21 protein-coding genes are annotated in these 22,101 nt (G+C 62.7%); 17 read left to right on the top strand and 4 right to left on the bottom strand.

The features are described 5' to 3' along the window. Positions 1–254 precede the first annotated feature (254 nt). The 8 genes from FJ527_RS01525 (at position 255) to FJ527_RS01490 (ending at position 9,057) form a co-directional block, all read left to right on the top strand. Positions 255–2,045, top strand: a complete 1,791-nt coding sequence (locus FJ527_RS01525) for an acyl-CoA dehydrogenase (protein ID WP_140821344.1) — start codon at positions 255–257, stop codon at positions 2,043–2,045. 46 nt (positions 2,046–2,091) lie between these two features. After that, the gene (locus FJ527_RS01520) at positions 2,092–3,264 is read left to right on the top strand and encodes an acyl-CoA dehydrogenase family protein (protein ID WP_140821342.1); all 1,173 of its coding nucleotides are present in this window, start codon (positions 2,092–2,094) and stop codon (positions 3,262–3,264) included. A gap of 34 nt (positions 3,265–3,298) precedes the next feature. Then, entirely contained in the window at positions 3,299–4,507 is a 1,209-nt protein-coding gene (locus tag FJ527_RS01515; RefSeq protein ID WP_140821340.1) for an acetyl-CoA C-acetyltransferase, read from the top strand. A gap of 13 nt (positions 4,508–4,520) precedes the next feature. Then, complete coding sequence (locus FJ527_RS01510) at positions 4,521–6,740, top strand: 3-hydroxyacyl-CoA dehydrogenase NAD-binding domain-containing protein (protein ID WP_140821338.1); 2,220 nt, start codon at positions 4,521–4,523, stop codon at positions 6,738–6,740. A 9-nt stretch (positions 6,741–6,749) separates the two neighbouring features. Next, entirely contained in the window at positions 6,750–6,953 is a 204-nt protein-coding gene (locus FJ527_RS01505) for a hypothetical protein (RefSeq protein WP_224593633.1), read from the top strand. A gap of 143 nt (positions 6,954–7,096) precedes the next feature. After that, a complete protein-coding gene (locus FJ527_RS01500) occupies positions 7,097–7,402 on the top strand; it encodes a hypothetical protein (RefSeq protein ID WP_015319306.1) in 306 nt (101 codons plus the stop codon). Positions 7,403–7,539: 137 nt separating this feature from the next. Further along, entirely contained in the window at positions 7,540–8,175 is a 636-nt protein-coding gene (locus tag FJ527_RS01495; protein ID WP_015319305.1) for a helix-turn-helix transcriptional regulator, read from the top strand. 9 nt (positions 8,176–8,184) lie between these two features. Continuing rightward, complete coding sequence (locus FJ527_RS01490) at positions 8,185–9,057, top strand: thermonuclease family protein (RefSeq protein ID WP_348642576.1); 873 nt, start codon at positions 8,185–8,187, stop codon at positions 9,055–9,057. Here the strand turns inward: FJ527_RS01490 and FJ527_RS01485 are convergent. Continuing rightward, entirely contained in the window at positions 9,023–10,669 is a 1,647-nt protein-coding gene (locus tag FJ527_RS01485) for a lysine--tRNA ligase (protein WP_140821337.1), read from the bottom strand. The genes FJ527_RS01490 and FJ527_RS01485 overlap by 35 nt on opposite strands. Positions 10,670–10,825: 156 nt before the next feature. Between FJ527_RS01485 and FJ527_RS01480 the strand changes: the two genes are divergently transcribed. Beyond that, positions 10,826–11,239, top strand: coding sequence for a tellurite resistance TerB family protein (locus FJ527_RS01480; RefSeq protein ID WP_015319302.1), 414 nt, complete (start codon positions 10,826–10,828; stop codon positions 11,237–11,239). A gap of 39 nt (positions 11,240–11,278) precedes the next feature. Here FJ527_RS01480 and FJ527_RS01475 read toward each other — a convergent pair whose 3' ends face one another. Next, the gene (locus tag FJ527_RS01475) at positions 11,279–12,130 is read right to left on the bottom strand and encodes a transporter substrate-binding domain-containing protein (RefSeq protein ID WP_015319301.1); all 852 of its coding nucleotides are present in this window, start codon (positions 12,128–12,130) and stop codon (positions 11,279–11,281) included. A gap of 257 nt (positions 12,131–12,387) precedes the next feature. Here FJ527_RS01475 and FJ527_RS01470 point away from each other — a divergent pair, with 257 nt between their 5' ends. The 3 genes from FJ527_RS01470 to FJ527_RS01460 all read left to right on the top strand — a co-directional run bounded on the left by FJ527_RS01470 (position 12,388) and on the right by FJ527_RS01460 (position 14,602). Beyond that, a complete protein-coding gene (locus FJ527_RS01470; RefSeq protein ID WP_041163567.1) occupies positions 12,388–13,119 on the top strand; it encodes a LuxR family transcriptional regulator in 732 nt (243 codons plus the stop codon). Positions 13,120–13,217: 98 nt separating this feature from the next. Beyond that, positions 13,218–13,856, top strand: a complete 639-nt coding sequence (locus FJ527_RS01465; RefSeq protein ID WP_015319299.1) for an acyl-homoserine-lactone synthase — start codon at positions 13,218–13,220, stop codon at positions 13,854–13,856. After that, a complete protein-coding gene (locus FJ527_RS01460) occupies positions 13,853–14,602 on the top strand; it encodes an enoyl-CoA hydratase-related protein (protein WP_140821335.1) in 750 nt (249 codons plus the stop codon). Before FJ527_RS01465 ends, FJ527_RS01460 begins: the two co-directional genes overlap by 4 nt. A gap of 52 nt (positions 14,603–14,654) precedes the next feature. Here the strand turns inward: FJ527_RS01460 and ppk2 are convergent, their stop codons facing one another. Next, positions 14,655–15,563, bottom strand: coding sequence for a polyphosphate kinase 2 (ppk2, locus tag FJ527_RS01455; RefSeq protein WP_140821333.1), 909 nt, complete (start codon positions 15,561–15,563; stop codon positions 14,655–14,657). 156 nt (positions 15,564–15,719) lie between these two features. Between ppk2 and FJ527_RS01450 the strand changes: the two genes are divergently transcribed. From FJ527_RS01450 to FJ527_RS01440, 3 genes are all read left to right on the top strand, one after another. Beyond that, positions 15,720–16,985 carry an ATP-binding protein gene (locus FJ527_RS01450; RefSeq protein ID WP_140821331.1) on the top strand — a complete coding sequence of 422 codons (1,266 nt, stop codon included), beginning with the start codon at positions 15,720–15,722 and terminating at the stop codon, positions 16,983–16,985. 114 nt (positions 16,986–17,099) lie between these two features. Further along, entirely contained in the window at positions 17,100–17,825 is a 726-nt protein-coding gene (phoU, locus tag FJ527_RS01445) for a phosphate signaling complex protein PhoU (protein WP_015319295.1), read from the top strand. 97 nt (positions 17,826–17,922) lie between these two features. Beyond that, positions 17,923–18,930: a magnesium and cobalt transport protein CorA gene (locus tag FJ527_RS01440; protein WP_015319294.1), complete on the top strand. Its 1,008-nt coding sequence runs from the start codon at positions 17,923–17,925 to the stop codon at positions 18,928–18,930. Between the two features lie 85 nt (positions 18,931–19,015). Here the strand turns inward: FJ527_RS01440 and FJ527_RS01435 are convergent, their stop codons facing one another. Then, positions 19,016–19,534 (bottom strand): GcrA family cell cycle regulator, encoded by a 519-nt coding sequence (locus FJ527_RS01435; RefSeq protein WP_140821329.1) that lies wholly within the window; start codon positions 19,532–19,534, stop codon positions 19,016–19,018. Between the two features lie 356 nt (positions 19,535–19,890). Between FJ527_RS01435 and FJ527_RS01430 the strand changes: the two genes are divergently transcribed. Together FJ527_RS01430 and argF are read left to right on the top strand one after the other, a co-directional pair. After that, positions 19,891–21,090 (top strand): aspartate aminotransferase family protein, encoded by a 1,200-nt coding sequence (locus FJ527_RS01430; protein WP_140821327.1) that lies wholly within the window; start codon positions 19,891–19,893, stop codon positions 21,088–21,090. A 16-nt stretch (positions 21,091–21,106) separates the two neighbouring features. After that, a complete protein-coding gene (gene argF, locus FJ527_RS01425; RefSeq protein WP_140660683.1) occupies positions 21,107–22,018 on the top strand; it encodes an ornithine carbamoyltransferase in 912 nt (303 codons plus the stop codon). Positions 22,019–22,101 lie beyond the last annotated feature (83 nt).

Genomic DNA, 22,101 nt, shown 5'->3' with positions numbered 1-22,101 from the left:
TACTGTCGGACCCTTCACCACAAAGCCGCGTGGCCATGCCGCGCGGCTTTTTCGCTGTCTGGCCTGCGTGCTTCGCGCTGGCTTGCGCATTGCCGTGACGCTTGGCCGATTGCGCCCGTGGTGGCGGAAATCTTGCCGCAGCGCAAATATTGACGTTTACGCAAACGTCAATATTTGCTATTGCGGCTTCGACATTGGCCCGCTTGTCGCGCACGGCTTGATTTCGGGGTCAATCCGCATGGTGGAGGAAAAGCATGCCGATCTACAGGGCCCCGGTCCAGGACACGCTGTTCGTGCTCAACGAGGTGCTCGGCTATCAGCGCTATTCGAACCTTCCGGGATTCGCCGACGCAACGCCTGACGTGCTGGAGGCAATTCTCGCCGAAGGGGCCAAGCTCGCCGAGAACGTCATGCATCCGCTCAACCGTGTCGGCGACATGGAGGGCTGCGTGCGCCATGACGACGGCTCGGTGACCACGCCCAGGGGCTTCAAGGAAGCCTTCGACCAGTATCGCGAAGGCGGCTGGATGGGCCTGGCGGCGCCCGTCGAGTTCGGCGGCCAGGGCCTGCCCTATGCCGTGCACACGGCGGTGGCTGAATACATGGTGTCGGCCAACATGTCGCTGATGATGTATCCGGGCCTGACCCAGGGCGCGATCGCCGCCATCATCACCCACGGCACCGACGAGCAGAAGGCGACCTGGCTGCCCAGGATGGTCGAGGGCAGCTGGACCGGCACCATGAACCTGACCGAGCCGCATTGCGGCACCGATCTTGGCCTGCTGCGCACCAAGGCGGTGCCGAACGGCGATGGCACCTACAAGATTTCAGGCCAGAAAATCTTCATCTCGGCCGGCGAGCACGACATGTCGGACAACATCGTCCATCTGGTGCTGGCCCGCATCGAAGGCGCGCCGGAGGGCGTCAAGGGCATTTCGCTGTTCATCGTGCCCAAGCTGAAGCTCGACGCCTCGGGCAATCCGGGGACGAGAAACACCGTCTCCTGCGGCTCGATCGAGGAGAAGATGGGCATCCACGGCAACTCGACCTGCGTCATGAATTATGACGAGGCCGAAGGCACGCTGCTGGGCGAGGCCAATGGCGGCCTCAAGGCGATGTTCACGATGATGAACGAGGCCCGCCTCGGCGTCGGCCTGCAGGGCCTGTCGCTGTCGGAGATCGCCTACCAGAATGCCGCCGCCTATGCCAAGGACCGGTTGCAGGGTCGCTCGCTGTCGGGTCCGAAGGCGCCGGACAAGAAGGCGGACCCGATCATCGTCCATCCCGACATCCGCCGCTCGTTGATGACCATGAAGGCTTTCAACGAGGCCGGCCGCGCGCTGGCGCTGTGGACCGCGATCAAGTCCGATATCGCGCACCGCTCCGTCGACGACAAGGATCGCCAGGCGGCCGACGATTACACCGGCCTGATGACGCCGGTAGTCAAGGGCGTGCTGACCGACAAGGGTTTTGATCACGCCGTCATGGCGCAGCAGGTGTTCGGCGGTCACGGCTACATCGAAGAACATGGCATGAGCCAGTTCGTGCGCGATGCCCGCATCGCCATGATCTATGAAGGTGCCAACGGCATTCAGGCGCTCGACCTCGTCGGCCGCAAGCTCGGCTTGAACGGCGGCCGAGCCATCCAGGCCTTCTTCAAGGAGGTCGGCGAGTTCTGCGAGGAAAACCGCGCGGACGAAAAGATGGCGCCGTTCACCAAGGGTTTGAAGAAGGGCCTCAACGATTTGCAGGCGGCGACCATGTGGCTGCTGCAGAACGGCATGGCCAAGCCCGATAATGCCGGTGCTGCCTCGACCGACTACATGCATCTCTTCGGCCTCGTCGCGCTGGGCTACATGTGGGCGCAGATGGCCAAGGCGGCACAGGGCAAGACTGATGCCAACGGCTCCCAGTCTTTCTACGACAACAAGGTCGTGACCGCGCGCTTCTTCATGGAGCGGATCATGCCGGAGACCTCGGCGCACCTCGCCCGTATTTCGAGTGGTGCCGATACGCTGATGGCCCTGCCGGCGGAAGCGTTCTAAACTCCGTCTCGCTAGCCTTTCTGTCTGTCGATACGCGGAGGAAATCGTGGCGACAAATCCCGCCGAAGTGCTCTCTTTGCCGAAACCAGCCTGGGCGGCCGACGAGGTCGGCATGCTCTACGACATGGCTAGCCGCTTCATGTCGGAGGAGATCGCACCGCGCTACGACGAGTTCGAGAAGAACGAGATGGTCGACCGCGAAAGCTGGTTGAAGGCTGGTTCCGCCGGCCTGCTCTGCGCGTCCATGCCGGAGGCATATGGCGGCTCCGGCGGCACCTTCGCGCATGAGAGCGCCATCATCGAGGCGATCGGCCATGTCGGCGTCGACGGTTTCGGCATCGGCCTGCACAATTCGATCGTCGCCCCCTACATCCTCCATTACGGTTCGGAAGAGCAGAAGAAGAAATGGTTGCCCAGGCTCGCCACCGGCGAACTGATCGGCGCCATTGCCATGACCGAGCCCGGCGCCGGTTCCGACCTGCAGGGTGTCAAGACCCGTGCCGAGAAGGACGGCAACCAGTACAAGATCAACGGCTCCAAAACCTTCATCACCAACGGCCAGCTGGCGAACTTCATCATCGTCGTCACCAAGACCGATCCGGAGAAGGGCGCCAAGGGCACCTCGCTGATGGTCATCGAGACCGACGAGGTCGAGGGGTTCGAACGCGGCCGCAACCTCGACAAGATCGGGCTGAAGGCCAACGACACGTCGGAGCTGTTCTTCAACGACGTGCGTGTACCGACCTCCAATCTGCTCGGCCATGAAGAGGGACAGGGCTTCGTCCAGCTGATGCAGCAATTGCCTCAGGAGCGGCTGCAGATCGGCACCGGGGCGATCGCCATGATCGAACGGGCGCTGGCGCTGACCATCGACTACGTCAAGGGGCGCAAGGCCTTCGGCAAGGCGATCATCGATTTCCAGAACACACAATTCAAACTGGCGGAGCTGAAGACCGAGGCCACCATCGGCCGCGTCTTCTACAATGACTGCGTCACCCGCCACATCAATGGCGGCCTCGATCCGGTGACCGCTTCGATGGCCAAGTACTGGCTCTCCGACCTCCAGGGCAAAGTCGTCGACGAATGCCTTCAATTGCATGGCGGCTATGGCTACATGAATGAATATCCGATCGCCCGCATGTTCCGCGACGCTCGCGTCCAGCGCATCTATGGCGGCACCAACGAGATCATGAAATTGCTGATCGGACGCTCGCTCTGAGCAGCTTTTCAGCGAACCCCAGGGAGCATGAAAAATGACCGAAGCTTATGTCTATGACGCCGTGCGCACGCCGCGCGGCAAGGGCAAGAAGGACGGATCGCTGCACGAAGTGCCGGCGGTACGGCTCGCCGCCAGGACGCTCGAGGCCCTGCGCGACCGCAGCGGGCTGGACACCGCAAACGTCGACGACATCATCTTCGGCTGCGTCGACCCGGTCGGGGAGGCGGGTTCCGTCATTCCACGCGCCGCCGCCTTCGAGGCCGGCTACGACACCAAGGCACCCGGCATGCAGATCTCGCGCTTCTGCGCCTCCGGCTTGGACGCCATCAATTTCGGTGCCGCCAAGATCGCGCAAGGCGCCGATGAAATCGTCATCGCCGGCGGCGTCGAATCCATGTCGCGCGTCGGCATGGGCATGTCGGGTGGCGCCTGGTTCATGGATCCTTCGGTCGGCCTGCCCGGCTGGTTCGTGCCGCAAGGCATTTCGGCCGACCTGATCGCCACCAAATACGGCTTCTCGCGCGACGACGTCGACGCTTACGCGGTCGAGAGCCAGAAGCGCGCCGCGAAGTCGTGGGCCGATGGCCGCTTCAAGAACTCGGTCATCCCGATCAAGGACCAGAATGGTCTCACCATTCTCGACCATGACGAGCATATGCGGCCGTCGACCGACATGCAGTCGCTCGCCTCGCTCAACCCGTCCTTCGTCATGCCCGGTGAAATGGGCGGCTTCGACGCGGTGGCGGTGCAGAAGCATCCGGAGGTCGAGGAGGTCAACCACGTCCACCACGCCGGCAACTCGTCCGGCATCGTCGATGGCGCGGCGGCCGTGCTGCTCGGCTCGAAGAAGGCCGGCAAGGCGATGGGCCTGAAGCCGCGCGCGCGCATCCGCACCTTCGCGAACATCGGCTCCGAACCGGTGCTGATGCTGACCGGCCCGGTCGACGTCACCGAGAAGCTGTTGAAGCGCGCCAAGATGAAGCTGTCGGACATCGACCTATTCGAGCTCAACGAGGCCTTCGCCTCGGTGGTGCTGCGCTACATGCAGGCTTTCGAAATTCCGCACGACAAGATCAACGTGAATGGCGGCGCCATCGCCATGGGTCACCCGCTCGGCGCCACCGGCGCGATGATCTTCGGCACCGTATTGGACGAACTCGAGCGGCGCGACCTCAACACCGCGCTGGTGACGCTCTGTATCGGCGCCGGCATGGGCACTGCAACCATCATCGAACGCGTCTGACGGGGAGAGAACGATGAGCTACACCAATTTCACCCTCGACATCGACGCCGATGGCATCGCCTTGGTCACCTGGAACAGCCCGGACCGCTCGATGAACGTCTTCACCGAAGAGGTGATGCGCGAGCTGAACGATATCGTGGACAAGGTGGCCGGTGACGCCGCCATCAAGGGCGCGGTGATCACCTCTGGCAAGGACACCTTCTCCGGCGGTGCCGACATCACCCTGTTGCAGAGGATGCTGACCACCTTCGCCACCGACAAGGTCAAGGATGTCGAAAAGGCGACCAAGGCGCTGTTCGACAATGCCGGCATCATGACCGGCCTGTTCCGCAAGCTGGAAACTTGCGGCAAGCCATGGGTCTCGGCGATCAACGGCACCTGCATGGGCGGCGCCTTCGAAATGTCGCTCGCTTGCCATGGCCGCGTCGTGGCCGATTCCGACAAGGTCAGGATGGCACTCCCCGAGGTGAAGATCGGCATCTTCCCCGGTGCCGGCGGCACCCAGCGTGTGCCGCGGCTGACCGACCAGCAGCAGGCGCTGCAAATGCTGACCTCCGGCCAGACCCTGTCGCCGCAGAAGGCGAAGGCGATGGGCCTGATCCATGAGATCGCCGAACCGGCCAAGCTGGTCGAGACCGGCAAGGCAATGATCAGGAACGGCCTCAAGCCGGTGGCGCCGTGGGACGAGAAGGGTTTCAAGCTGCCCGGCGGGCCGGTCTATTCGGCGGCCGGTGCCAATCTGTGGCCGCCGGCCATCGCCATCCTGCGCCGCGAGACCCATGGCAATTACCCGGCCGCCGCGGCGATCCTGAAATGCGTCTATGAGGGCCTCCTGGTGCCCTTCGACACGGCGCTCAGGATCGAGCAGCGCTATTTCACCGAGATCATGCAGACCAAGGAAGCGGCAGCGATGATCCGCTCGCTGTTCGTGTCGCTGCAGGAATTGAACAAGGGCGCACGCCGCCCGGCCGGCGTGCCGGACACCAAGTTCAAGAAGATCGGCATTCTCGGCGCCGGTTTCATGGGCGCGGGCATCGCCTATGTCACGGCCAAGGCCGGCATTCCGGTGGTGCTGCTCGACCGGGACATGGAGGCGGCCGCAAAGGGCAAGGCGCATTCCGACGGCCTGATCTCGGATCAGGTCAAGAAGGGCCGTGCCAAGCCCGAGGACAAGGACAAGCTCTTGTCTCTGATCACGCCGACGGCAGACTATGCCGACCTCGCCGGCTGCGATCTCGTCGTTGAAGCCGTGTTCGAGGATTCCGCCGTCAAGAAGGCCGCCACCGAACAGGCGGAAGCCGTGTTGAAATCGTCGGCGATCTTCGCCTCGAACACCTCGACCATTCCGATCACCGGCCTCGCCAGGAATTCGGCGCGGCCGAAGAATTTCATCGGCATCCACTTCTTCTCGCCGGTCGACAAGATGATGCTGGTCGAGATCATCCTTGGCAAGAAAACCGGCGACAAGGCCTTGGCCACCGCGATCGACTTCGTGCGGGCCATCAAGAAGACGCCGATCGTCGTCAACGACACGCGCGGCTTCTACGTCAACCGCTGCGTGCTGCGTTACATGTCGGAAGCCTACAAGATGCTGATCGAAGGCGTGCCCGCGCCGATGATCGAGAATGCGGCCAAGGCCGCCGGCATGCCGGTCGGTCCCTTGGCGCTGACCGATGAGACGGCCATCGACCTTGCCCAAAAGATCATGAAGCAGACCATCAGGGATCTCGGCGAAAAGGCCGTCGACCCCAGGCAGATGGCGCTGATCAACACCATGGTCGACGATCACGGCCGTTTCGGCCGCAAGAACGGCAAGGGTTTTTACGACTATCCGGCCAAGCCGGCCAAGAAGAAGCTGTGGCCCGGCCTCAAGGACCTTTATCCGCAGCTCGCGGCCGAGAAGGTCGACTATGAGGAGCTGCAGCAGCGCCTGCTGGTCACCATCGCGCTCGAAGCGGCGCGCGTGATGGAAGAGGGCATCGTCACCGATCCACGCGAGGCCGATGTCGGCTCGATCCTGGCCTTCGGCTTTGCGCCCTACACCGGCGGCGCGCTGTCCTACATCGACGGCATCGGCGCCAAACAATTCGTCAAGATCGCCAAGGCGCTGCAGAAGAAGTATGGCGCCGAGTTCAAGGCGCCCAAGCTGCTCCTCGACATGGCCGAGAAAGGTGAGACCTTTTACGAACGCTTCGATCCCTATGCGAAGGGCGATGTGAAGCAGGCGGCCTGACAGAGCGTCATGTATGTCTGGGCGCGCATGCTGGCCACGGCGCGAAGCCGTGGCCCTTACATGATGGGCGGTGAGGGCCGGCCGGCTTTTCGCTGCCTGCCGACCGACTATGACCGCAAGGCGCGCCGCTTCCTCGACATTGACGCGGTTGTCGCCGCACTTGGCCGTGCGGTGAACCGCGGCCACCGACCGAGGCAGAACGCATTTTCATGACATCGCACCAGGGACTGCGCGGCCTGGCCAAATCGTCCGGCTGATCAACCCGTTGGCAAGCAGGATTCGATCGACTTTCCCAAACCAGGCGCGGATGATATATTAGGTATCGCTAACATGATGTTGGCGGAGGAGTAATCATCATGCGTATGATGCTGAGAGTTTCCATCCCGGCCGAGGAAGGCAATAAGGCGATCAAGGACGGCAGCATGGGCAAGATCATCGAGCAAACCCTGTCCGATCTCAAGCCGGAGGCTGCCTATTTTACCGCGGACGGTGGTTGGCGGACGGCCTACCTTTTCCTGGAGGTAAAGGACAGTTCGGACATGCCCTATGTCGCCGAGCGGTTCTTCTTCGCCTTCAATGCCACTGTCGAGCTCATCCCGGTGATGAACGTCGACGAGCTCCAGAAAGGCCTGCCGAGGGCGATGGCGGCATTGGCCGGATAGCGGCTTCGGCCATGACACTGTGCCGTCGTTGCGGCACACAGCTTTGTTCGTGATCCGCCGGCCCGCTGGTGGACAACGCAGCCGTTGCGCGTTAGACAGGAAGAGGCATTTTTTCCTGTTTCGAAGGAGAGCACGTCATGCTCTCGCACGACCGAGTCTGGGCTGCCATCGATGCTCTTGCCGAGCGCTATTCGCTTTCGGCTTCGGGTCTGGCAAGGCGCGCGGGACTTGATTCAACCGCCTTCAACAAATCCAAACGCTTGTCCTCGGACGGTCGGCCGCGCTGGCCCTCGACCGAATCGCTGGCCAAGATCATCGAGGCGACGGGCGCTTCGCTGGACGAATTCACCGGGCTGATCGAAGGCCGTGGCGCATCGCCCGCCAGCCGGCGCGCGGTGCCGTTGCTCGGCTTCGCCCAGGCCGGCGCCGGCGGCTTCTTCGACGATGCCGGCTTTCCGGCGGGGCAGGGCTGGGATCTCGTCGAATTGCCGGCGCAATCGACCGAAAGTTCCTATGCGCTGCAGGTGCAGGGCGATTCTATGCTGCCGCTCTACCGCAATGGCGACGTCCTCATCGTCGAGCCGGGTGCGGCCACCCGTAAGGGCGACCGCGTCGTCGTCAAGACCACTTCGGGCGAGGTGATGGCCAAGGTGCTCGAGCGCCAGACAGTCAAGTCGATCGCGCTGGTCTCGCTCAATCCGGAGCATCCGGACCGCGATATCCCCATGCTCGAGGTCGAGTGGGTGGCGCGGATCGTCTGGGCAAGCCAATAGGTGCAACGGGTGCGACTTCCTCATCTTGTCCTAGCGGTTCTGATGATCCCGGCGATGGCGGCGCTGGTCGTTGCCGGCGGACGCACGCTGAAAGGCAGCGAAAGCACTGTTGCGGTGGATCAGATCGATCCCGGCGCCGACACTACCGCTGAGGCAGATAGGGATGCGACGCCCGAGGAACCGTCCACCTCAGCGATTCGTGCACCGGCGCAGCCACCAAATCCGGCGGTGCATTCGCGGGCGATCGACCCGGACGTGGTCGCGCCGCCGGAACTGCCCACCGGCGAACTCGAGCGGGTCGAGCCGCGTGCGCCGTTGAGCAAGCTGGCGCTCGCCGTGCCGCCCAAGCCTAAAATGCCCGACGACTGGAACGGCACGAAGCTGTTCCAGCCGGTCGCTCCGGCCGCCGGCCTGATCGAGGCGAAGGGGTATTCGGTCGCGATTTCCGGCATCGATGTCGTCAGGCAGGACGAGACCTGCACCACCGACGGGAAACCCTGGCCGTGCGGCATCCGCGCGCGCACGGCATTCCGCGCCTTTCTGCGCGGCCGCGCCGTGGTTTGCACGGTGCCGCCGGAAGGCGGACGCGACCGGATTGCGGCGGAATGCCGGATCGGCAAGCAGGACGTCGGTCAATGGCTGGTCGAAAACGGCTGGGCGCGTGCCGCCAAGGGCGGACCCTATGTCGAGGCCGGTGACAAGGCACAAGGCGCGAAGAAAGGCATTTTCGGGTCGGCGCCGAACCTTGCCGGCATCTCGGCGATGCCGGCCGCACCCACCCCAGCGCCTCAGGCGCCGGGCTCGATCCTGGAGGAGGACTCGATCCTGCAAGAGGAGGGCGGCGTCCTCAAGCCAGCTGACCAGCCAGCGCCTTCTGAATGAGCGAGCGGGTCTCGGCGACGCCGTAGAGGGCGGCGAACGACCCGAAGCGTGGGCCACGCTCCTGGCCGATCAGCACCTGGTAGATCATCTGGAAGAAGGCGCCTGAAACACCCGGGCCACCTTCCGGACTTTGCTTGGAATGATCCTGATAGCGTTCGATCTTGCGCGCCACGTTGAGCGAAGCGTTCTGGATCGCTTCGCCGCTGGCGCCCGCCGGCAAGTCGCCAAGTGCCTTTTCGAGAGCCACCAGCGCTTCCCGCTCGACCTCGTCGGCCGGGCGAAAGGTTTTCGTCGGCTTCACGAAATCGTCGAAGTAGCGGATCGCGTAGCCCGTCAGCCGGTCGAGCTCGGGATGGGTCGCCGGAGTCACACCCGCGACGTGACGCGAGATGAAGCCCCACAGAACGTCCTTGTTCTGCGCATTGGAGGCGCTGACAAGGTTGAGCAGCAACGAGAACGGCACTGGCATGTCGATGGCGGGCGGATTGCCGTCATGCATATGCCAGACCGGGTTGCCCAGCCGCTCCTTCCACTCTTGGCGGGTATAGGCGGCGAGGAAGGTGTAATATTCGTCCACGGCCCGCGGGATGACGTCGAAATAGAGTTTCTTGGCCTGCCGCGGCCGCTGGTACATGTAGAGCCCCAGGCTCTCGGTCGGCGCATAGGTCAGCCATTCGTCGATGGTCAGGCCGTTGCCTTTCGACTTGGAGATCTTCTGGCCATTCTCATCGAGGAACAGTTCGTAGACGAAATGCTCCGGCGCCCGCCCGCCCAGTATGTTGCAGATGCGGTCATAGACCACTGCATTGGTCTGATGGTCCTTGCCGAACATCTCGAAATCGACGCCGAGTGCCGCCCAGCGCATGCCGAAATCCGGCTTCCACTGCAGCTTCACGCGGCCGCCGGTGATCGGCAGCGTGGTTTCGGTGCCATCATCGTCGAAGGTGATGGTGCCGGCCTTAGCGTCGACATGCTTCATGGGAACGTAAAGCACGCGCCCACTCTTTGGCGAGATCGGCAGGAAGGGGCTGTAGGTCGCCTGCCGCTCGGGTCCGAGCGTCGGCAGCATGACCGCCATGATCTGGTCGTAGCGTTCGGCGGCGCGCAACAGCATCGCGTCGAAACGGCCTGACTTGTAGTACTGCGTCGCGCTGGCGAATTCGTAATCGAAGCCGAACGTGTCGAGGAAGCGGCAGAGCATCGCATTATTATGGTCGGCGAAGCTCGCATAGTCGCCGCCGAAGGGGTTGGGCACCGATGACAGCGGCTTGTGCAGATATGGCTCGAGCGCAGCGCGGTCCGGCACGCTGTCGGGTATCTTGCGCATGCCGTCCATGTCGTCGGAAAAGCACAGCAGCTTGGTCGCGACCTTGTCCTGCGTCAGCACGCGGAACGCATGGCGCACCATCGAGGTGCGCGCCACTTCGCCGAACGTGCCGATATGCGGCAGGCCCGACGGTCCATAGCCGGTCTCGAACAGGATCGTTTCGGGGAAATCGGCGCCCTTGTAGCGTTCGATGATCTTTTTGGCTTCCTCGAACGGCCATGCCTTGCTCTCGGCCGCGGCCGTCAGCAGTTCGGGATTGAGATCGATGATGTTTGATCCCGCCATGTCACAGTTTTCCAGATTGTATCCCGGCAATAGCCGCAAGTGCATTTTCAACCGGTCTCTAGGCGCGCATGGCCGGAGCGTCAACGCGTGGCGCGCTTTTTCCTTGCGGCCTCAGGCTCCCCTTCCTACCTTCGAAGCCCGTTCAAGGAGTAAAGAATGCTGTCGCCCACCCCGCACGAAGCCCTGATCTATCTGATGGTCATCACTTCGGCCTCCGACCGGGACATGACCGATGTCGAACTGGCCAGGATCGGCGAGGTTGTTCGCTCGTGGCCGGTGTTCGAGGATTTCAAGCAGGACCGGTTGGTTGCCGTGGCCCAAGCCTGCCAGAAGATGCTGCATGAGAAGGGTGGGCTCGAAGGTGTCCTGACCCAGGTCTCGGAGGCGCTGCCGGAGCGGTTGCGCGACACCGCCTATGCCGCGGCCTTCGAAGTGGCCGCCGTCGATCTGGAGATGCGGCTGGAGGAAGTGCGGGTGCTGCAGTTGATCCGTCGTCAGCTCGATCTCGACACGCTGACCGTGGCGGCCATCGGTCGTGCGGCCAAGGCGCGGCTGCGAACTCTGACCTGACGAGGTTACGGCCGGATCAGAAAAGCTGACCGGACCTGATCAGAAGAAACTGACCGGGAAATAGCGCAGGTAGAATTCGGCAAAGGTGCCTTTCATCGAAATCTCTTGCAAAGCGTAGTCGAGGGCCGCGGCCAGCGCCGGATTGTCCGCTCGCGTGGCGATGGCCATGCCGGTGCCCAGATATTCGGGCGCCAGGTAGGGGCCGCCGGCAAAGCGGCAGCAGCCGGCGGCATCGGAGCCGCCGAGCCAGAAGGCGAAGCGCATGCCATCGCCGAAAGCCGCGTCGATCTTGCCGGCCTTGAGGTCGCCATAGAGGGCTTCCGGCTTGTCGAAGGGGACGACCTGGACCGTGCCGAAATAATCGCGCAGCATGCGTTCATGGGCCGAGCCCGATATCACGCCGACTCGCTTGCCGTGCAATTTGTCGAAGAGCGGTTCCGCCAGCGCCTTGTTCCTCGCGGTGATGAAGCGCGCCGGGAACTGCAGGTAGGCGCGCGAGAAGGCGTATGTCTGGCGCGACTGTGACGTCGGGGCAATGCCGGCGATAACAGCTTCACCTTCGCCCCTCTCAAGCGCGCCTTGAAGCTCCGCCCAAGGCAAGGCCTGGATCTGGCATTTGTCGACGATGCCGAGTTCCGCGCAGATGGCGCGCGCCAAGTCGATGTGGAAACCGGACAGCTTCCCCGCGCCGTCGAGGAAATTGAAGGGCGGAAAATCCGTGGTCGTCAGGAACCGCAGCCGCGGCAGCGCCGCAAGGTCGGGCTTCGGAAGCCGCTCCTTGGCATCCCACAACACCGGCACCTGCGGCTCGGCCGCGCCCGCGCCGGAAACCCATGACAATGCGGCGATGAGCGCCGCTGCCAGGACATGGGACCTCCATTGGAACGCCACGATAAAACTCCCGCACCCGTGCTCGTGCCGGTTTTGGTACGAAAACGATACAGGCACAATGCTTTTTGATTTCAACGCTTCGATTTCAGGATATGGTTCGGTCGGTTTGCAAACAGCGGTGGCTGCCCTGGTGGGAATACCAGGGTCGAGAACCACAACCGGAAGCGGGCGCTTTGCAATCCGTGGTCGGTGGCGAAGTGCCGGGAAGGCGCGGACCATGGACTTAATGCATGAGGCAACATGGGGTTGATGTTGCGATGAGTCAGTTCGATCGAACGCTGGAATACATAGATCAACTGCAGCACGCCGCAACGGCGGCCGCGGTCTGCGAGAAACTGTTGGGCGTAACGTCGGAGTTCGGTCTGACCGCGCTGATGGCCGGAACCGTTCCGCAGCCGGGCACACCGACGGGCCAGCAGAAGCAGCATGTGCTGCTCTGCGACTGGCCGGTCGAATGGCTCGAGCGCTACGTGACGCGCAACTATGTCGATCACGATCCCGTCGTCAGTCACATGAAACAGCTGCAAGCGCCGTTCCAGTGGCGGGAAGCCGCGCAGGGCATCCGCATCGACAAGAGCAGCGGCGAAGTGATGGGCGACGCCGGCGCCTTCAAGTTGCGCGACGGGCTGGCCTTTCCGTTGATCACGCTCGACGGCGAAATCGTCATGGTGTCGCTGGGGGGCGAGGCCGTGGAACTGTCGGCGGCCGAGTTCGGCCTGGTCTCCCTGGTCTCGACCTATGCCGTCGGCCGCGCCATGCAACTCCACACCATGGCGACCACGACGATCGATCACATCGAGCTGACGCCGCGCGAACGCGAATGCCTGCAATGGGCTGCCGTCGGCAAGTCCGAATGGGAGATTTCCCAAATCCTCGGCATCTCCGAGCACACCTCGGAGAAACATCTTCTTAACGCCAAAAGCAAACTCGGTGCCGTCAACCGGGTCCAGGCAGTCGCCGAGGCGATAAGGCGCGGCTACATTAGCTAGGTCGGCCGTGCAGGCCTAGAACTTCTTGCCTACGTGATCACGCAATTTTCGCATCGAAGCACGGCCGTATCTTCCCCTGAACCACAGGAGACTACGGAATGCTTTTTTGTCTTACGACCAAGGAATTGATGGAACGTCCCGACCTTTGGGAGGCCGTCCATCGGCTGCGCTACCGGATATTCGTCGAGGAGATGGGATGGGAGGACCTTCGGCGCCCCGACGGATTTGAAGTCGACCAGTTCGATCATGACGAGGCGGTGCATCAGATCGTCATCAGGGGCAATGAAGTCGCGGGCTATCAGAGGATGTTGCCGACCACACGGCCGCATTTGCTGACCGAGGTGTTGACCGATCTCTCCGAAGGAACGCCGCCGGCGGGTCCCAACATCTGGGAGTTGACCCGCTACGCGGTGGCTCCGGGTTTTCGCGATGGCCGGCGCGGCGTCTCGACCGTCGGCACGGAATTGATAGCCGGCTTCGTCGAGTGGGGTCTGAAGCGCGGCGTCGACAAGGTGATCATCGAGTTCGAGCCGATGTGGGTGCTGCGCGCATTGCAACTGCACTTTCTGGCGACGCCGCTCGGTTATCAGCGCACCTATGGCAACCAGCAGGTCGTGGCGACGCTGCTCACCTTCAACGAGCACACGCTGGACGTGGTGCGTTCGCGCCGCAATCATCATGCACCCGTCCTGGCCAGGGGATATCCCGACATGTTCGGTCAAAGGAGGGCGTCATGAACGCGCACCCGCAACCCGAACTGCGCAACCACACACTGATCGTCACCGTGTCGTCGAACGACGGCCGGCCGGTGCTCGACCGGAGGGCCTATGAGAGCCTTGCCAGGACGTTCCATGAAGCCGCCGAGAATGACGAGGTGCGGGTTGTCGTGCTGCGCGGCCTGGCCGGCTGCTTCTGCCTTGGTGGTGACTTTTCCGAATTCCTGGATGCCGCCAAGCACCAGAAGCTGATCGCCGCCGTCACCGACATGTTCCGCATGCTGGCGACGTTTCCAAAGCCGATCCTGGCCTGTGTCGACGGCGATGCCGTCGGCGTCGGCTGCACCATCCTGTTCCATTGCGACATGGTGATCGCATCTGAAAAAAGCACCTTCCGGGTGCCGTTCGTCGATTTCGGCCTGGTGCCGGACGCGGCAACCAGCATCCTGGCGCCGCAGAAACTCGGCTATGCCGGTGCTTTCCGCTTCTTCTGTCTCGGCGACACGCTTGGTGCCGAAGACGCCAGAGCGCTCGGCCTCGTTGCCGAGATCGTCGCGGAAGGCAGCGTCGAGGAAGCGGCGCTTGGCCGAGCCAGGCAGCTCGCCAAAAAGCCGGTTGCCGCTTTGCTGCAGACACGCGGCCTGCTCAAGGGGAACACCGCCGCGCTTTGCGAGCGCATCGATGAGGAGATATCGCTGTTCCAGCAGGCGCTGCAGGACGACGCCACGTTGCGACGGTTGCAGCGGATCGCCAGGCTGGCTGCCTGAGCCACCGCCCGGAATGCTATGCCGCGTGGACCGTCATGCGGCATAGCAGGTATCAACTTTCCTTGCCCAGGAATGACGGCCCTTCGCCGATGATCTTCTTGTCTTCCTTGCCGATAGCGTCGAGATCGCGCCCCTCATAGGGCAGCGACAGGAGGATGCGGCGCATCACCGCCAGCCGCGCGCGGCGCTTGTCGTTGGCCCGCACGATGATCCATGGCGCGAACTCCTTGTGGGTGCGCTCGAACATGGTGTCGCGCGCCTTGGTGTAATCGTCCCACTTGGTGATGCCCGCAATGTCGATCGGCGAGAACTTCCAGCTCTTCAGGGGGCTGTAGCGGCGATCGTGAAAGCGCTCGAGCTGCGTCTCCCGGCCGATGTTCAGCCAGAATTTGAAGAAATAGATGCCGTCATTGACGATCATGCGCTCGAAATGCGGCGTCTCGTCGAGAAACTTCTCGTGCTGTTCGGGGGTGCAAAAACCCATCACCGGCTCGACGCCGGCACGATTGTACCAGGAGCGGTCGAAGGTGACGAATTCGCCCGCTGTCGGGAAATGGTCGGCGTAGCGCTGGTAGTACCATTGCCCCAGTTCCGTCGGGGTTGGCTTGGTCAGCGCGACGTTGCGCGCCGTGCGTGGGTTAAGATACTGGCGCAGCACGAATATCGTGCCGCCCTTGCCGGCCGCGTCACGACCCTCGAACAGCGCCATCATCCGCTTGCCGGTCGCCTGCAGCCATGCCTGCGCCTTGACGAGCTCTATCTGCAATTTCTCGAGCGTCTCGTCATACTCCTCGCTCTTCATCTTCTTGTCGTAAGGATATCCGCCCGCGGTCAGCTTGTTCTCCTCGACCCAGTCCGGAAGCTCGGGATTCTCGATATCGAACTCCCGTTCCTTGCCGCCGATCCTGATTTTCAGCGGGCCTGAGGTTGGAGTGACCGAATTGTCGTTGGCTTTTTTCATGCAGACGAACCCTTTTAAGTGTCTGGACTCATGCTATTGGGAGCCACTACAGCGCCGCGCCTCCGTTTGGACGCGCAAAGGAGGCTGTAGCACTTTTAATTTGCGGTCCAGCGGAAGTTTTCGCCGCCGTCTGACCGGTGGAGGCTGGGCGCGCGAATGACCGAGCTGGGCGCAGAGCAGAAGAGCACGGGGCAAGCTGTGGCCGCTCGGCTGTGGCACAGCCGCTGGCTGCTTGCGGCCGGTGTCGTGGCGGTTCTGATCGCCTTTGGCTTCGCGGGCTTTTCCGCCTACGTGCTGGTGCCGGCGCTGCTCCTGCTGCCGGCCGCGGCAATATTGCCGGTCACCGGCGCCCGCCATTCCGCGGGGAACGCCGCGGCGATCGAGGCGATTGGCTTGCAGCGCCTGTCCGGTGAATATCTGGCGGCCGCCGTGGCCGACCCGCTGATCATCTTCGACCACGCCGCCACCATCGTCCACGCCAACGCCGCCGCCTTTGCCGCCTTTGGCGGCATCGCGCCCGGCATATCGCTGCCGCTGAAATTCCGGGCGCCGGAAATGCAGGCGCTGCTGGACAGTGTGCTGTCGGGCACTGTCGCCTCGGATGTCGTCGACTACACGGAGAAACTGCCTGTCGAACGGGCCTACCGGGTCAGCGCATCCTCGGTCGGGCATGGCACCGATCTTTATGTGCTGGTTTTCAAGGACCAGAGCGAGGCGCGGCGTATCGACCGCATGCGCGCCGACTTCATCGCCAATGCCAGTCACGAATTGCGCACCCCGCTGGCTTCGATCGCGGGCTTCATCGAAACGCTGCGCGGACCGGCCCGCAACGATCCGGCGGCGCGCGAGCAGTTCCTCCAGATCATGCAGAACCAGACCGGCCGCATGGCCCGCCTGATCGACGACCTCCTGTCGCTGTCGCGATTGGAGATGAAGCCCTATCTGAAGCCGGGAACCGAAGTCGATCTGCGCCAGACCGTCGACAGTGTCATCGATTCGCTCGGCCCGCTCGCCCGCGAAACCAGTGTCGCCATCGAGCGCGAATTCGCAGCCGGTCCTCTCAATGTGCCGGGCGATCGCGATGAACTGTTCCAGGTGTTCGAGAACCTTTTGGAAAATGCCTGCAAATACGGCCAGTCGGGCGGCCGTGTCGTGGTGTCGATCGCGCGCGGCGATGATGGTTCCGAACCTGGCATCGACGTCACGATCAGGGATTTTGGTCCCGGCATCCCCGAGGAGCACATACCGCGCATCACCGAGCGCTTCTATCGTATCGATGTCGAGACCAGCCGGACCCAGAAGGGCACGGGGCTTGGCCTGTCGATCGTCAAGCACATCCTGACGCGTCACAACGCCAGGCTGACGATCAGGTCCGAGGTCGGCAAGGGCGCCGCCTTCTCGGTCCATTTGCCGGCGCACTGATACTGCCCTAGTTTTCCACGGGGCCGTTTCTTTTTTCTGTCATCCCGTTAGCGTATCAGCGGGGATTCGAGGAAACGACTCAAAGACAAGATCCCGTGGGAAGGCATTTCATCCATGCAGTCCGTTCACATTGTCAGCGCCTATGACGAGGAACTGAAATATCTTTCGAAGCGCATCGCCGCGATGGGTGGGCACGCCGAGCGCATGGTCGAGCAGGCGGTCGCCGCCCTGGTCAATGCCGATCCGGGGCTGGCTCAGAAGGTCATCCGAGACGACGCCGTCCTGGACGAGGGACAGCGTGAGATCGACGACAAGGCGATCATCATTATCGCCAGGCGTCAGCCTATGGCGACTGACCTGCGCGAGATCGTCGGCGCCATCCGCATTTCGGCCGACCTCGAGCGCGTCGGCGACCTCGGCAAGAACGTCGCCAAGCGGGTGGTTGCCGTTACCGACGGCCGGCAGCCGACCAGCCTGTTTCGCGGCCTGGAGGCTCTGGCCAATTTGGCGCTGACCCAGCTGAAGGAAGTCCTCGACGTCTATGCATCGCGCTCAGTCGACAAGATCGGCTTCGTGCGCGACCGTGACGACCAGATCGATGCCATGTACACGTCGCTGTTTCGCGAATTGCTGACCTACATGATGGAAGATCCGCGCAACATCACGCCCTGTACGCATCTGCTGTTCTGCGCCAAGAATATCGAGCGGATCGGCGATCACGCCACCAACATCGCCGAGACCATCTACTATATCGTCACCGGCGACCAGATGCCCGCCGACCGGCCGAAAGGCGACAAGACCGACAAGATCGGCCTCCCCGAGGCGCTGCCGGTGAAGTGAACGCACGTCCTCTCGAACGCTTGATCATATTGCGCTAGACTATCCCAAGATAAGCTTGCCGGTTCCCCAGGGAAGGCAACGCTTTCGGGAGGCTGCCATGGAATATGTCCGGGAGTTCAAGGCCTCGCCGCCGACATCGGGCATCATCGCCTGCGGTGTCTATACCGCCGGGCGCCGTATCGCCGATATTCCGATCGAGGAAGCGGGCGAATGGGCCAAGAAGTCGGGACATGTCGTCTGGATCGGGCTGCTTGAGCCTGACCGCGAACTTCTGCTGCGCGTCAAGGCGCAGTTTCATCTGCATGAACTGGCGATCGAGGATGCCGAGCATCCGCACCAGCGGCCAAAGATCGAGCAATATGGCGATGCGCTGTTCATCGTCGCCCGCACGGCGCAGCTGATCGACGGGCGCGTCACCTTCGGCGAGACACATCTGTTTGTCGGCTCAGGCTATATCGTCAGCGTCAGGCACGGTCCTTCGACATCCTATGCCGCCGTGCGGCAGCACTGGGAAAGCTGCCCGCACTCGCTGGCCAAGGGAGAGGATTTCGTCCTCTATGCCATTCTCGACTTCATCGTCGACAATTACATGCCCGTGCTCGAGCAGATCGAGGACGAGGTCGAGGCGATCGAGGACAAGGTCCTGCTGAAGCCAATGACCGGCCCCGACATCGAACGCCTTTACATGCTGCGCCGCGACCTCCTGCGCCTGCGCAACGCGGCATTGCCCCTGGTGGAAGTCTGTCGCCGGCTGACCAGCGCCGACCTGCCGCAGATCCATTCGGCCATGCACCCGCTGTTCCGCGACGTTACGGATCATATCCGTACCGTCCAGGAGAAGATCGACAGTCTGCGCGAGGTGCTGGCCTTTGCCTTCGAGGCCAGTCTTCTGGTCGGCCAAAGCCAGGAAACGGCGATCTCCAAGAAACTCGCTTCATGGGCGGCCATCCTGGCGGTGCCAACCGCATTCGCCGGCATCTACGGCATGAACTTTACCGACATGCCGGAGCTGAAGATGGCATATGGCTATCCGATGGTGCTGGCCACCATCGCGCTGATCTGCTGCTTCCTGTATTGGCGCTTCAGGAAGAACGGCTGGCTGTGAGGAAGTCGGTAGTCGGTAGTGAGTAGTCGGTAGTGGTTGGTGGGAGCGCTTGTTTCCTCACTACTCACTACTCACTACTCACTGCTTATCTATTCCGCCGCCGCTCCGCCGCCGGCTGGAACGCCACGCGGGCATGGTATTTACAGTAGGGACCGGTTTCAGCGGCTTCGTTGCCGCAGAAATTGAAGTCCTCCGAAAGTGGATCGCCGTTCGGCCATTTGCAGGTGCGCTCGGTCAGTTCCACGAGCTGCAGATGCCGTGAGATCGGCACTACGACGTTCTCGACCGGACGGATGTAGTGCCGCGCCACCGGTTCGGCCTCGAATTGCGTCTGAAGAGCCGTCGCGCCGATCGAAGTCGTGACGTGGCGTGCCGTGCTTGCGGCGCGCGCCACCGATTTCTGGACGGTCGATCCCTGCGTAGCCTTCTTCTGGCGCGCCGGCGTCGCTGTTGCGCGACCGCGACCCGACAGCTTCAGCCGGTGCACCTTGCCGATGACGGCATTGCGGCTGACCCCTCCAAGCTGCGCAGCAATCTGGCTTGCGCTCAGACCCTCCGACCACAGTTTTCTCAAGAGTTCTACCCGCTCGTCAGTCCAGTTCATGACCGCGCTCCTCATAAGCGTGCGGCAATCAGAATCCATTCCCGACCCAGCACCACTGCTGGGGCAGACACCACATATATCTGGTGATTAGGTCCGCCGCACGAAATCTAGTTATTTCTCGACTACAACTACTCTATGCGCTGACTCGGTGACAAGAGTCCCAAGTGCAACACGAATCGGTTTTTTCGGTTTTCCCCAACTTGCCCGGTCGCTCATGAGCCGGCGTTGCGTCGGGGAGCTTGCCGCGCGCCACTACGCGACGTTTTCGTTGACTTCATGGCCGAAAAACACGATAAGCCGCAGAAGGCCGCCGCTTTGGCGGCTTTTTTGATTTTCCGGTACCGGAGACGCATATAATGAGCGGTTCGGCGCTTTACGAGACCTTTGCTCGCGCACCCTTGGCCTTCGACCATGGGGAAGGCACTTGGCTGGTTACCGACAAGGGCGAGCGATATCTCGATTTCGCCGGCGGCATCGCGGTCAACTCGCTTGGCCACGGCCATCCGCATCTTGTCGCGGCCCTCACCGAACAGGCGGCGAAACTCTGGCACGTCTCCAATCTCTATGAGATTCCGGGGCAGAGCAGGCTTGGCGAGCGGCTGGCTGATGCCACCTTCGCCGACAAGGTATTCTTCACCAATTCCGGCGCCGAGGCGCTGGAATGCGCGATCAAGACGGCGCGGCGCTACCACTTCGTCAAGGGACATCCCGAGCGCTTCCGCATCATCACCTTCGAGGGCGCCTTCCATGGCCGCACGCTGGCGACCATCGCGGCAGGCGGCCAGTACAAATATCTCGAAGGCTTCGGACCCAAGGTCGAAGGCTTCGACCAGGTTGGCTTCGACGACATCGACGCCGCCGAGAAGGCGATCACGCCCGAGACCGCCGCGATCCTGATCGAGCCGGTGCAAGGCGAGGGCGGTATCCGCCCAGTACCGACACAGTCGCTCAAGCGGCTGCGGCAGCTCTGCGAACAGCACGGCCTGTTGTTGATATACGACGAGGTCCAGTGCGGCATTGGCCGTACCGGCAAGCTGTTCGCGCATGAGTGGTCCGCGGTGACGCCCGACATCATGGCAATCGCCAAGGGCATTGGCGGCGGCTTCCCGATGGGCGCCTGCCTTGCCACCGACGAGGCGGCCGTCGGCATGACCGCCGGCGTGCACGGCACCACATTCGGCGGCAATCCGCTGGCAATGGCGGTCGGCAACGCCGTGCTCGACGTCGTTCTGGAAGACGGCTTCCTGGAGGATGTCCAGCGCAAGGCGCTGCTGATGAAGCAGGGGCTAGCCTCGATAGCCGACGAATTCCCCGAAATCATCGAGGATATCAGGGGCACCGGGCTGATGCTCGGCCTCAAATGCGCGATGCCCAACGGCAAGGTGAACATGGCGCTGCGCGACCAGCATTTGCTGGCCGTTCCGGCCGGTGACAACGTCATTCGCCTGCTGCCACCGCTCACCGTCACCGACGCCGAGATTCACGAAGCGCTCAACCGCATCCGCGCCGGCGCCAAGGGCCTGTCGGAGGCGATCGCCTCTGCCGCCGCGAAGTAATCCGGAACCATTCCTGATGTCAGTTCGCCATTTCACCGATCTTTCCACCGTTTCCGAAGGCGATTTGCGCTTCATGCTGGATGATGCGGTGACGCGAAAGGCGCGTCTCAAGGCCGGCGAGCGGAGCAAGCCGCTCGAAGGCAAGGTGCTGGCCATGATCTTCGACAAGCCGTCGACGCGCACGCGCGTTTCTTTCGACGTCGGCATGCGCCAGCTCGGCGGCGAGACCATCATGCTGACCGGCACCGAGATGCAGCTCGGCCGCTCCGAGACAATCGCCGACACCGCCAAGGTGCTGTCGCGCTACGTCGATGCGATCATGATCCGCACCACTTCGCATGAGCGGCTGCTGGAGCTGACCGAGAATGCCACCGTTCCGGTGATCAACGGGCTGACCGACGACACCCATCCCTGCCAGCTGATGGCCGACATCATGACCTTCGAGGAGCATCGCGGTCCGGTGGCCGGCAAGACGATTGCCTGGACCGGCGACGGCAACAATGTGCTGCACTCGCTGCTCGAAGCCTCGGCACGGTTCCGCTTCAATCTCAACGTCGCCGTGCCCGAAGGCAGCGAACCGGCGCAGAAGCATGTCGACTGGTCCAAGGCGCATGGCGGCAAGCTGCATTTCACCCGCTCGCCCGAGGAAGCCGTCGACCAGGCCGACTGCATCGTCACCGATTGCTGGGTGTCGATGGGACAGGAACACCGTGCTCGCGGGCACAATGTCTTCTCGCCCTATCAGGTCAACGCGGCGCTGATGGCCAAGGCCAAGCCGGATGCATTGTTCATGCACTGCCTGCCGGCCCATCGCGGCGAGGAAGTGACCGACGAGGTCATCGACGGGCCGCATTCGGTGGTCTTCGACGAGGCCGAGAACCGGCTCCATGCCCAGAAGGCAGTGCTTGCCTGGTGCCTCGGTGCTTGAAGTGTCTTGGTGCTTGAAGTGTCTTGGGCGCCCGAAATGCCCAGGCGCCTGAAATGCCCAGGCGCTTGATCTGCGGCGGCGCG

The sequence above is a fragment of the Mesorhizobium sp. B2-4-18 genome (assembly GCF_006441385.1).
GTDB lineage: Bacteria > Pseudomonadota > Alphaproteobacteria > Rhizobiales > Rhizobiaceae > Mesorhizobium > Mesorhizobium australicum.
The sequence above is the reverse complement of the archived record's forward strand: the minus strand, read 5'-3'. Positions and strand labels throughout refer to the sequence as shown.